Genomic DNA, 12,712 nt, shown 5'->3' with positions numbered 1-12,712 from the left:
CACACATGAATTTCGATACAGCAAACCTTCCTGATGACCCGGCAGAACTCAAACGACTTCTCGTTGAAACCCAACGTCGTTACGAGCGGGAAACCGAGCTTTTACGAGAGCAGGTTCGTCTACTCTATGCCAAACTGTTTGGCAAAAAAAGTGAAAAAGGAGGAGCCGAAGCAGGCGTGATGCAACTGCCTCTCTTTGACATGCCTGAACCTGAGGTTGAGCCAGTTGCCGAGGTTGTTGAAGTCCCTGAACATACTCGAGCGAAACGAGGCCGCAAGCCGTTACCGGCTAACCTGCCCAGGGTCGAAATCGTACATGACATTCCCGAAGATGATAAAGTCTGCAATTGTGGGGCGGAGCTGGATCGTATAGGTGAGGATATTTCCGAAAAGTTGGATATCGTCCCAGCTATTATACGGGTTGTGCGTCATATTCGCCCTAAATATGCTTGTAAAGCCTGTGAAGGATTGGAGTCTGAAGGGCCAGTGGTGAAAATTGCACCACCGCCAAAGCAGATTATCAGCAAGGGAATTGCTACCGCGGGCTTACTCGCCCATATACTTACTGCAAAATTCTGTGATGCACTGCCATTTTACCGGCAGGAAAGACAATTTTCCCGGCTGGGAGCTGAAATACCCAGGGCAACCATGGCTAATTGGGCAATGAAAGCTGCCGGTGCCTGCACACCACTTCTTGAACTGCTGTGGCGAGAGATTCATTCCGGTCCGTTAATCAATATCGATGAAACCTCGGTTCAGGTTCTGGCTGAACCGGGGCGGTCACCAACAACTAAATCGTATATGTGGATATGTCGCGGTGGTGATCCACATCATCCCGGCCTGATCTATCATTATGCTCCAAGTCGTTCAGCCAAAATTGCAAGGGAGCTGCTTGCGGGATATCGTGGAGCCGTGCAATCAGATGGTTACGCTGGGTACGACTTTCTTGATACGCAACCGAATATTGCCCACGCTGGCTGTTGGGCTCATGTTCGCCGTAAATTTGTTGATGCACAAAAAGGTCGTGGCAAAACCAAAAAGGCGGGCAGCACCGATGTAGCGCTGAACTATATTCGACAAATTTATGCAATTGAAAAAGAGGCAGCTAAACAAGGTCTTGCAGATGAAGACCTGCTTGCCTTGCGTCGAAAAAAGGCTCGGCCGATTCTGGAAGATTTCTTCCTTTGGCTGAGCAAAAAGTCTAGCCAAGTGACACCGAAGAGTTTGCTTGGATCTGCGGTGAATTATACCCTCAACCAGTGGAAACGCTTATTGGTCTACCTCGATATTCCTGAAATGACGCCGGACAATAATGCCGCTGAGAACGCAATACGCCCATTTGTCGTTGGCAGAAAAAACTGGCTGTTTGCAGGAACACAGGAAGGTGCTAAGGCGAGCGCCGTGATCTATAGCCTGGTTGAAACAGCCAAGGCCAATAATTTGGAACCGTATAACTACCTTCGATATCTATTTGAAAAATTACCGTTTGCAGAATCTCGTTCAGAGCTGTTGAAACTTTTGCCGATGAATTTAAAAGCTGACGATCTACGAATAGCTGGAAATGTGAGTGGGGTTTAATTACCGCTTACAAATCCCTTGGGCCAGAAGCGCCTAATCCTGCTATTTGAGTTTTTATTAGGTCCACGCTACCAACTCGCTTTTTTTTGGAAAAATAGTTCCCGCCCCCGCCGCTACGGAAGCGGTTGAATGAATGCACATTCCGAACAGTGGTCAAGGGTTATTGTGCGGACCTCCTGCACTCTGCTCAACAACGCTGCCATTGCTGAGGCCGCCTAATTTTTAGTTTTCTTAGAAACTCGTAGAACAAATGTGAACCTGTTGATTCGATCAAGGAGTGTCACCAGGTAAACCCTTCTTGCCGAGGCCAGTGTCGTCTTCCCAGTCACCTATACGACTGCGTTTGTCCAAAATTGTATGTCTTTTTGAAATATCTTGTTGTTGAGGTATCAACGAAGCTCCCGCCATGTGTCTTCTCTTACCGCCTTTCCAACGTTTTTTAACATGCCTTGGCAGTCGACTGAATAACCTCCCTCCACGCGCTTTATTGTTATAAATACTTGTGTAGATAGTGCCATGGCATAGGACCGATTCAGGCGACAATTCAACTTTCGTCCTCTGACTGATTGCTTCAGGAGACAAGCCAAGCGATAAAGATTCAGAAATAATACGATCAGTTTCAGGAGATCGTTTGTTGTGTTTATGGCTTTCTGATCGTCTTTTATTGGTTGATATTTGCGCAGCATCAGCGTTATAGCCATCAGCAGTAGAGTTCTTGCTAAGTTCTCTGATTACTGTGCTGCAACTGATTCCAACCTCATCGGCTATAGCTCTGAGACTCATACCTGCTTTACGAAGTCTTGAAATCTGGTATCTTTGTTCAAGAGTTGGTTGTCGGTGGTGTTTATGTTGTTTCATGCAATCCTGGCGTTGGTTAAGTGTAGGAGCTGACACCATACCTTCAACTCACTCACTTTTCCATATTCAGTGTGTTGCACTTATTGTACTAATCCAGCTGTCTTTCAGATAAATAATCAATGAGTAATCTAATTTTTATCAACAGATGAGTTTGCAGAAAGTTGCAGCATCCGGCATCGATCTTTGAAGTCTGATAATTTCTTTTCAAAATTGGTAATTTGACTAATTTGACAATCGAGTTTCCGGTTGGCGATATCATGTATTTTCAAATCATAACCATTACTTTCAATAACTTTTTCAAATAACTGCGGCCCAAGGCTTGTTTTTATCGTTGCTATACGCTTTGTTATGACGTTATCTCTGCTGTTTGAAACATTCTGCCTTATGTAGGATAAATCTATATGTGGGAAAAAATGATCAAGATAATGTTCAAACACAACCATGGTTTCATCATAGCGTTCAACAACACCAATCAAAGGTATCTTTTCTATTTCATCGAGGGCGACCTCGAAATGATACTGTGTTAAATCTGCTGAGTCTTCTTCAATAAAATACCTTGTTTGGTAATTTCGTATCGTTGCGCCTGTATTTTTTAACAACCTCCATCCTACATAGTCTTTGAAAGACAACTCTTTTGCTTTCTTAGCACCTGGAGTGTTTGAAAATTGCTGTCTCTCAAATGAGTAGACGGAGCCAATCCTGTCTATGGGATGGCGAAATATAATCGCAGGTATCAAATGAAGACTTTCTTCGGTTGGTAACGGAAATGTAACATGATGACTGGTAAGCGCAGATATACCCTTATTCTCTTTGAGGAATGGTCCGAGATACTTGCGTCCACGTTTCATCTGTTCATCATCATGATGTTCGTAAAACTTCGCGCCAAAAAATCTGTGAAGACTCCAATCAAATGTTGTTCCTGCATTTTTAAAAAGATGACAATGTAATAAAATATACCTTGGTTTGTTGTCACTTTTATTTTGGTCGAAAATATTAATTAGTGAATTTTTTATCACAGGTATAGAGAAATTTTCCTCTATAACCTTCCTGCTATTATTTGATATCTTTTGCCATGTGTTCGCGTCTGTATAAAGTTCGATTACGTTTTGTGCGAAATCTTCTGCTTGGTCTGCTATCAAGGCATTGACTCCATGTGACAGTCCCATGCCTTCAGCGCCAACAGATGTTGTTACTACAGGTAACCCATAGCTAATACTTTGCCCCAATTTTCCCTTGACTCCTGCTCCATACCTCAAAGGGCACACGAAGACCCGAGCATCTTCAAAATATGTACTCACATCCTCTACATAACCAGTTACATCAATGGTCTGATTTTGGAGATTTTGTAATTCCTGAGATGGATTGCTGCCAACGATTGTTAAGTGAATGCCTGGAAGTTTTCTCTTGATTAATGGTAAAACAGCATTCACGAACCACAGTATTCCATCTTCGTTTGGTGGATGATTAAAACCACCTATGAACATCAATCCGGTGCGGTCTATGAAGTTATTGTTGCAATCTTGAAGTTGATGAACGTTGCTGACAATGTGCACTTTATCGATAAATTCTTCCTGGCTAAGTATCTCTTTTTCAGTTGGGCTAACAACAAGAGTTGCATCAGTTTCATTTGCCAAATAGAATTCCAGGTTTTTCCATTGTTCTACTATAAGCTTTGCCTTCCTCTCTTCCCTAAGATAATGAAGGTCAACAGTATCGAAGATGGTGATGGCATTCGAGTTGGTTTTAACTAGATGGATGTAATTCTTAGCGATATATGGTCTTGAAAGGAGGACGACGTCCAGGTATTTGCCATATTCGATAATGAATTGCTCGAAGGTGGTATCACCAAAAAACACTTCTACTCCCAACCTCTGAAGTTCAAGGGTATATCTCTTGTCATACTCCCGATTGTCAGGCCAGAAAAGCACCTTAAAGCCCAGTTCTTGAAAGATTTGAATCAGGCTGAACATTCTGAGAGAACCTGAGTCTTTATCGAAGGTCGGTGCATAATGGTCAATAATTAAAATTCTCTTCTCTGCTCCACGCTCTCTTGCCAGGTACAGCATACTGGGATCGGAATAATGATCTCTTGTTAAGGTGTGCTTCCACTTGTGCTGGAACTTCGCTTTGTTGATCTCCTGGTACTTTTTGTAACCTTGACTTGTATTAGTACCTGCGGAGGCCCCTCCGTGATGAATTACCTGCGCCTCTGGCTGGTAAATTACTTTATAGCCATATTTCCTGGCACTAAAACAAAGATCGGTGTCTTCATAGTATGCAGGACGATAACGAATATCGAATCCGCCAAGTTTTTGCCAAAGATTTTGTGGAATAGCAAGGCAGGCACCTGAACAGTAATCGACTTCTTTACGATAGGAGTATTGAGGTAGGTAAGGATCGTCTCCATGGCCATAGTTCCAGCCATTACCGTCACTCCATACAATATTTCCAGCTTCTTGTAAGCTACCGTCCGGATACAGTAAGCGTCCGCCAACGATTCCAGTTTTCGGGTCACTAAAGGGGGCCAGCAGTGCCTGTAGCCAACCAATAGTCACTTCTGTATCATTATTTAAGAAAATTAGGTATTCACCATTAGCCGCCTCAGCGCCCTGATTGCATCCGGTAACAAATACCTCGTTGGTTGAGTTGGTTATTACCGTAATCCCGGTACATTTAGCCAATCTTTTCGGTGTCTCATCTGTTGAGCCGTTATCAACAATGATAATCTCGTAATTCCCTTCGGTACGGTGGTAAATTGAGAGAAGACATTTCCAGGTGTATGACCAGTTATTGTAGACTGGAATAATAATGCTGGCTTGTACGTTATCATTCTCCTTAAAATGTAATGAATTTTCGGAATCAGGGTTTATATTTAACGATTCAAGTAGAGTATCTTGAAATGATAACTTTGAACCGATTATTTTATTGCCACTTTTTTGCAGCAAAGATTTTGGCCCCTCTTGTATCAGAACTTTTGCGCTGCGCACTGATACCCGACCAGCGCGTCTTCGCAGAGAATCAGGGGGTAAAAGTTTATGGGCTACTGCCCTTGTTTTATCTGCTAATTGCCAACCCAGGGTTTCCTGCATCTGCTCAACAGTTGTTTGTGAGTGACTGAGATGTGCTTTGAGCAGTTCGTTTTCAGTTTTCAGTTTATTGATTAGTTTCTGAGATTCTGTAGCAGCGAATTCATTTTGACACTTCAACGTGAATAGAGCACCTTTCATCTTGCCTTCATATTGTTCATGAAGAACTTCAAGTTCCTGGTCTGCTTTATCCTGAACGAGCTTCAGTTCTTCCTTGTGTCGCTGTTTGAGATGTGAAATTTCTTCACCACAAGTAGTTATTATGGATCGCATTTTTGCTAAATCGCACATCTCTTCACTGAGAAAAATATCGAATAGATTTTGGTATTCGTTTCGAATTTCGTCGAACTTTTCATGGATGGTTATTGGTGCCAAGATGTTTTCAGATAGAGATTGTAAGATCTCATAGCAAGTTGCAGCAAGTTTGAAGGTGGAATCATCAGAATTAGTGATGACATGGTGACGCATGCTTTTATCTATAAAATTGGTTTCGGCCTGAACAAGTGGAGTGGTATCGATATCTGATTCTAGTCTGAGTTGTTTAATGGTACCGAGAACAGAAGTGTTAGGCTGTTCTATAAGTTTTTCGAAAGATACAAATCCTCTATGATGATCTCTCGTCTGAAATTCGGCTTCAAGTACATGTCTGAACCATAAATGCATTGCAACCTCAGGCGCCATATCGTTCCGTTCTTTCAAAGAAGCAGCAACTTCTGCCGGGTTGCGTGCGATTAATACAAAAAACGGTTCGATATTATTTTCTTTTAGAACCTGAATCCAGATTGGTGCCAAACGGCATAGCCGGGGATCTTTCAGTGCAAATATGGCGTTGTCATTGAATTCGTTATTAATAAATGATGAAATTCTACGATGAAAAGGTCTGATGATAGGTGATTCCCACCATTTTTCGGAAAGGGGGAAAATATCGCTCCAATGAGAATTCAAGAGGGTAAAAATGTCGTTGTTTATATCGTGGACTATGCGATTCTCAAAAAAACCTTTGGGATTGTCAGGTTTCGAAGGCATCAGGTTTTTTCCGAGATTAACCCCAAGGTTATTAAGTGTACCGGTAAAAGCAGAAGTTCCACTACGATGCATACCAAGGATTAAGAGACATTTTTTCATGAGAATAGCCTGTTTTCCGGTTGAGATATTTTGGGATAATAATGTTAAGCCTATGCATACATAAGAAAAAATATGCGATATAAACGAAACCGATTGTAGTCTGGGATCACAGTGTTAATTTGTGCCTGATGGCTTGAACATAGGTTTTCTATTAAGTATAAAATGTGAGATATGCTCCGCGAAAAAATTATATGTTTCCGGGTAAAAATGATTCCATATCTGGGGGCTGTAATTTGGATGTTCAGGGTCAGTCACTGGGATATTCAACTTTTCAGGAACAGAAATTGAGAGAATATCCTTATGCTTATCTCTTTCCAAAAAGACATTGAGTAACATCTCGAAATGAGAGCTGCGGGCTATCCACTTCTGATCTACATAATTAGGATTTAAAGGGAAATGCATATAAACAACTCTTAGGCTTGAGTTTCTTTTTTTGAAGTGCATTACTAGCCTGATTAGTTTTTTGAGTTGCTCATCAGCAGGAAGCAGGCCGATGTGGGAGAATTCATTTGTAAAGTTTTTTTCTACTGAGGCGTCACTGAATTGAATATTACCAAAAAATGCTTTCCAGCCTTTACTGCGATGGGCATAAAGGCTATGGCGAATATCACAAAGAGAATCCATGATCAGCAGATCAGGACAATCGTCATGGATGTTTCTTGACTCTAGACATTTTTCAAGGACGAATGAAGAGAACCATTGGGCATATTTGTGTTGGGTAGCACTTTTTCCCCACTTTCCGGCTTTGAGATAATGTTCAACGAGGTCGATGTCCATGCCTTTGTGTTCCAGTAACTCAAGAATAATATCAGTACGCAATTGTAAGGCGCTTGTTAGGCGGCGAATTGGCAGGTTCGGTGGAAGATGCTTTTCGAGATAGCTCGAAACAACAAAATTTGATAGGCAGCTGCCAACAATGGTGATGTCCAAGTGCTCTTTGGGTTTGATGAACTGGTCGCGTATTTTTGAAAATAGCTGCATTCTATTCCTATAGTTTATACAGAGCAGTGCAGTTGTCGTATTATATTACCTCGTCATTCCTGGTATATAGGTCAAGGCGTGTCGAAATCCGTGCTTTTGTACTATTAATGGGATCATCCTCTCAAGGGCGTGAAGGAGGGAGCCATCGTTAGCCAATGGCTCCTCTGGGTAATCATCCCATTGAAAGTTGCGCAGAAATAGTGATGACAAAGCCTCCGGGCGAGCCCAAAACATGTTGCCGACCGGGAAGTTAAAGAATTTATAACCTATATCTTCAATTCCCAGTTCTTCGGCTAATTGTCTGGCTGTGTGATGATTGGCTGACCACCCGACAATGTATGGATCTTCGGGGAAGACGAGTCCAAGCTTTGGGCTTCTCGCAAAAGCATCAAGGATTGTCGGTATCATATGATGATTTGCGCCAATCAGATGCTCTAGCAGATAATCAACCCAGACCTGAACTACCCCATTATCAGCAACAGCAAGGCTTTTTTTTGTATGGAAATGGCCAATTATATCGTAATCGTTGATGATTCTGTCGCCGAACTCAGTTAAAAATGGACCGATATCACGACCTTTATTAGGGACTTTACGGCAGATTGCTTTGCCTGATTGCCAGGAGTCAGTCACCTTTTTAGCTAGGCGGAAGCCATCGTCAGTCGTTGTACTTACAAGCAGGTCGAATTGCTTGAGTGGTTGCCTGCTAATTTGCTCAATCAACCCCGAAAGTAATTCAGGGTAATAGCAATGGATATGGAGGCCTATCTTTAGCTGGCTATTCAGTTCAGGATTTTCAAAACAGCTATTTTTTGAGGGACTAATCAGCCGGGATCGCCAACGGCCTTTTGGTCTGCCTGCATCAATAAAGTGAATGAGGGGGGTTGAGCTGGATAAATCGACATCATTTAGTTCGGCATAGATCCCGGGATGGAAGCCTGGAAAAGGTTTTCTGCGCTGCACACCGCTTCGCCATGAGCGCACGAATAAGCGGGCGGCCTGTTGCTGAGTAAGCGGACCCAAAGTAGGGGGGGGGAAAAAAGAGAGATCAATAAGGTCACTGTTGATGAGACGAAGACACTCTTCCTTTTCTTTATTGACTGTTTGGGTGCAGTTAAGCGCAATATCTGCAAGTTGCCCTGAGTAGTTACCCATATCAAAAGTGCTGGAGGCCTGCTTTTTAAGAGTGTTCCCTACATAAGTCCTAAGTGCGGTTTTGTTACATAGCGCGGCAATTTTTTGAGCCGCCAGATCGGTTCTAAGATAAGGAACGACACATTCGCGATCCATGTTAAAGTCGGTGAGAACATCGGCTATTCCAGAGGCGTTCTGAAAACATACAACAGGCACACCTGAACTCATAGCTTCTATAGCGGTGTTAGGTAATGGGTCGAGACGAGAGCTTAAAAAGAGCACATCTGCCATTTCGTAAATTTTACCTATTTGTTGGATATGTCCGGTAAAAACGAATTTATCGGTCAAGCCGAGTCTATGTATCTGATCTTTTAGAAAGGTTGAATAATTCAGGTCTGATTCAGGATCATAGCCGGGTCCAATCCATGCAAAAAGCAGGGGAAGATCAGTACAAGCATGAAGTAGTCGACTGGCGCAATCTATAAATAGGTCGACCCCTTTGCGAAACTCAACGGTACCTACGCCAATGATGAGTATGGCACCATCAGGTAATTGGTAAGACTTTAGAAGGTCAAGTGCATCCTCAATAGTAGCTAGAGGATCAGATAGCGATCCTGAATGTGTGTCATTTTCAGGCGGAGAACACTTTCCCTGAGGGATGATAAGTGCGTTTGACTCTTTCAATTCAGGACACTGCTCAGCAGTGTTTTCGTAAACCAGTCTCGCAGAGTAAATTGTTCTGGTGGCCCATAACTGTACCTGCAATGATGCATTTTTAGGCCGGATATATGTTGGAAATTCGTGGATCAGACATACAGACGGGATGTAATGCTCGGCGAGTATGCGAAGAACTGATCTTGAAACGATACTGTTTACAATAGCAAAATCGATTAAGCCTCTGGCCAGGAAATCATCGAGAACAGCTGAGGCCACATTTTCATTGTAACCATCGGGGAATGGCTCAATGCATACATCTGCGGACATGGAGAATGCAGGTATCAGCTTACCTCCATGAAGCGGAAGTAGGATTACGTTGAACTGAGTTCGCAGATGCCTGGCAATATTATAGGTAAGAACCGGAGTGCCTGAATGATCTGAGTCATGCACAACCAGGAGGACAGTCTGCTTGGTTGAATCGAGCAGAGTTATCTGCTTTTCTGTTATTAGCACCGGGGCTGTGCCCGGTTTTCCTGAAGGCAGCCCGTACGTTAGGTAATGTTTGCGAGGATCATTTGATGATTCAGGATAAGCGCGTTTATAAAAAAGCGGATCAAAGGACCTCTGGAGGTTAGATTGAGTTGTTATGTCCTGCAGTCGGGAGGTGATATCAGGTATGGAACCTAAACGAGTCAGCTTCCTAGCTAGGTGCCGCAATGGTGAAGTGAACCTCCATGACCTGGAACCTCGCACCTGTTCCTTAAATGCACGTAATGATGTTAATTCATCCTGTAGTTGTTGGTTGTCTAGATGATTTATCTTATTCATGTGGCGTTAGTTTTTAAGAATCGAAAAATCAGGTTTGCAATCAAAGTCGATAATGGCAGTTGTCAGGCGTTTCGGTTCAGGCTGAACTTTGAACATTGCCAGGTCAAGCAAACGGTGTAAAACAGTTTCAACACCTGAAATTTCGCCTATAACTCCTGCGTTGAGAAAATACGTACCTTCATTAAGTGCGCAGCGGAAATTGAACTGCACCGAATATTTCGTTCCAGCAGGAATGAACTCCACCATTTCATGAAGTGAACAGGCAGAGGTCGCGCCACCGAGTTCTACACCTGTTTTGGTTTTTATTAACATGCCAAAACGTACGTTTTGAACATCTTCTGTAAAATCGACAGCGTAGTTGTAAATATAACGTTTTGAACGAACAAGATTGTTAACGATCTTCCCACTTAAAGTGAGTATTTGCGGGTTGTAAATCACAGCACCGCAAGACTCATATTCGATAGTACTGGTAGGGACCAGATCCGGGTTGAAGTTTTCAGCATCTTGTTGTTGTCGATCTGGGGCTTGTGTATTTACTTCTGCCACCTTCTGGTCAGATTCTATAGCTGCTGGTAATGGCTCATCGGCTACTATGCTTAATTTAACAAAGTCTTTTTTGTCATCAGGGGCATACAGCAATTTTTGGTAATAGCCGTATATTTTTTTAGGCATGCCCTCAGCAAGCTTTGCACCGTCTTCCAGGAGAATGGCTCGGTCGCAGAGTTGGATTACCGTGGAGCCGGAGTGTGATACGAAGAGAATGGTTGCACCGCTGTTTCGTATCGACTCAATTCTCGAAAAGCATTTTCTCTGGAAACGTTCATCTCCTACAGAGAGAGCCTCATCGACAATGAGAATTTCTGGGTCAACGTTTACTGAGACTGCAAATGCCAGGCGGACCAGCATTCCGCTAGAGTAGGTGCGTACAGGTTGATCGATAAAGTCGCCTATCTCTGCGAAATCTGCGATGGAGCCGAAACGATCATCAATCTCTTTGTTTTTTAACCCAAGGATCGAAGCTTTAAGGTAGACATTTTCCCTGCCTGTGAATTCAGGATTAAAGCCCGTACCAAGTTCGAGAATTGCTGCTATTCTACCATTTGTCTTAATAGTACCTTTAGTTGGGTTTAGAGTACCGCATATCATTTTCAACAGCGTTGACTTACCTGCACCATTTCGACCAATTATTCCAACTGTTTCTCCTCTCTCAACGTTCATCGATAAGTTTTTTAATGCCCAGAATTCGTGGTAGTACTGACGATGCCCGCGGTGAATCATCTGCAATAGCCTATGATGAGGTCTGTCATAGATCTGATAGCATTTTGACAGATCTTTGATCAGAATTGGGACTTCACAGGACATCGGCGAACCCTTTTCGAGTTTTCTGGAACCAGGCAAATCCCATGTAGCAGATTGAAATGGTCAGGATATATTGGATGATCAGAGTGATTGAGTCTGGTAATCTCCCCCAAAGCAGGATGCCACGTGTGTGTTCAATTATCAGGGTCAGCGGGTTCAGTTTCAGAATCTTTTGATAGTTTTCCGGCAACCGTGATGCTGAATAGAAAATCGGGGATAAAAACAGCATTGCTGTTGTGATGATACCTATGATTTGTGATACATCGCGTAAATATACTCCCAGGGCCGCCAGCCACCAGCATATTCCTAATGTGAGAAAGACCAGTGGCATTAGTACCAGGGGTAGTAAAAATACCGTCACTTGGGGGATACCAAAAAGGACAACGTAGGCCAATAACCATACACCTAAGCTGATGGTAGTCTGAAATATTGCTGAACCCATGGTTACCAACGGCAGGATCTCAAGCGGATAAATCACCCGTTTTACATAATCGCTATGTCCCAAAATCATCGTGGGCGCTCGGTTCACGCACTCTGCAAAGAGGTTGAACACCATAAGTCCTGAAAAAAGTATCAGGGCGAATTCTGTTTTTGAACCAGATCCGCCGCTCCATCTTGCCTTGAATACCACGCTGAACACAAAAGTATAGACGCTGAGCATGAGCAAGGGCGTAAAGAATGACCAGAGTATTCCTAAAATGGAGCCTCTGTATCGCCCGTTTATTTCCCGTTGAATGGCCTTTTTCAGCAGATAGCGGTTACGCCATGGGCTGATGACCATCTCTTTGGGTGTCATTGGAAAATGTTGCATATGTTCGCTTTGTTCGAGCTGTAAGTCTATGGTGAGTCGAATTATAGATTGAGTTATTGTTACTGCCTGAACGGGTCAGTGTGGCAATTCTGAACCAGTAGACTGGATAAATCCTAACCCATAAAAGCAGTGCAGGTAAAGATATTTCTCTGAAATTCATACTATTGATACAAATTTTCAGTAGCAACCTCATGATAGGATGCGACTCAACTGTGGGACTCTAACCCGTTTGGTGAATGAGGGATCTTTTGGGATTTGTTTAATTCTCCTGAATGCATGGGAAACCCAGATAGTTTTTA

At 43.0% G+C, this 12,712-nt stretch carries 7 protein-coding genes; 1 reads left to right on the top strand and 6 read right to left on the bottom strand.

The window, feature by feature from the left end:
- The first annotated feature begins 5 nt into the window (after positions 1–5).
- Positions 6–1,577: an IS66 family transposase gene (gene tnpC / locus FCL45_RS16125; RefSeq protein WP_420811227.1), complete on the top strand. Its 1,572-nt coding sequence runs from the start codon at positions 6–8 to the stop codon at positions 1,575–1,577.
- A 270-nt stretch (positions 1,578–1,847) separates the two neighbouring features.
- Here tnpC and FCL45_RS16120 read toward each other — a convergent pair whose 3' ends face one another.
- The 6 genes from FCL45_RS16120 to FCL45_RS16095 form a co-directional block, all read right to left on the bottom strand.
- Positions 1,848–2,435, bottom strand: coding sequence for an IS30 family transposase (locus tag FCL45_RS16120; RefSeq protein ID WP_167495813.1), 588 nt, complete (start codon positions 2,433–2,435; stop codon positions 1,848–1,850).
- 128 nt (positions 2,436–2,563) lie between these two features.
- The gene (locus tag FCL45_RS16115) at positions 2,564–6,646 is read right to left on the bottom strand and encodes a glycosyltransferase (RefSeq protein ID WP_136798312.1); all 4,083 of its coding nucleotides are present in this window, start codon (positions 6,644–6,646) and stop codon (positions 2,564–2,566) included.
- 114 nt (positions 6,647–6,760) lie between these two features.
- The gene (locus FCL45_RS16110) at positions 6,761–7,627 is read right to left on the bottom strand and encodes a hypothetical protein (RefSeq protein ID WP_136798311.1); all 867 of its coding nucleotides are present in this window, start codon (positions 7,625–7,627) and stop codon (positions 6,761–6,763) included.
- Between the two features lie 45 nt (positions 7,628–7,672).
- Positions 7,673–9,742, bottom strand: a complete 2,070-nt coding sequence (locus tag FCL45_RS16105) for a rhamnan synthesis F family protein (protein WP_167495812.1) — start codon at positions 9,740–9,742, stop codon at positions 7,673–7,675.
- 507 nt (positions 9,743–10,249) lie between these two features.
- Positions 10,250–11,521 carry an ABC transporter ATP-binding protein gene (locus tag FCL45_RS16100; protein WP_217907591.1) on the bottom strand — a complete coding sequence of 424 codons (1,272 nt, stop codon included), beginning with the start codon at positions 11,519–11,521 and terminating at the stop codon, positions 10,250–10,252.
- Positions 11,522–11,594: 73 nt separating this feature from the next.
- The gene (locus FCL45_RS16095; RefSeq protein WP_136798308.1) at positions 11,595–12,413 is read right to left on the bottom strand and encodes an ABC transporter permease; all 819 of its coding nucleotides are present in this window, start codon (positions 12,411–12,413) and stop codon (positions 11,595–11,597) included.
- Between the last annotated feature and the right edge of the window lie 299 nt (positions 12,414–12,712).

The organism is Desulfosediminicola ganghwensis (assembly GCF_005116675.2).
Taxonomy (GTDB): domain Bacteria; phylum Desulfobacterota; class Desulfobulbia; order Desulfobulbales; family Desulfocapsaceae; genus Desulfopila; species Desulfopila ganghwensis.
This window is presented reverse-complemented; position numbering and strand designations above follow the sequence as displayed.

Bases quoted from the DNA above. Each gene is read 5' to 3' on its own strand.
- FCL45_RS16115 (WP_136798312.1), bottom strand. From the start codon at position 6,646: ATGAAAAAATGTCTCTTAATCCTTGGTATGCATCGTAGTGGAACTTCT.
- FCL45_RS16095 (WP_136798308.1), bottom strand. From the start codon at position 12,413: ATGCAACATTTTCCAATGACACCCAAAGAGATGGTCATCAGCCCATGG.
- FCL45_RS16110 (WP_136798311.1), bottom strand. From the start codon at position 7,627: ATGCAGCTATTTTCAAAAATACGCGACCAGTTCATCAAACCCAAAGAG.
- FCL45_RS16120 (WP_167495813.1), bottom strand. From the start codon at position 2,435: ATGAAACAACATAAACACCACCGACAACCAACTCTTGAACAAAGATAC.
- FCL45_RS16105 (WP_167495812.1), bottom strand. From the start codon at position 9,742: ATGTCCGCAGATGTATGCATTGAGCCATTCCCCGATGGTTACAATGAA.
- FCL45_RS16100 (WP_217907591.1), bottom strand. From the start codon at position 11,521: ATGATTCACCGCGGGCATCGTCAGTACTACCACGAATTCTGGGCATTA.
- tnpC (WP_420811227.1), top strand. From the start codon at position 6: ATGAATTTCGATACAGCAAACCTTCCTGATGACCCGGCAGAACTCAAA.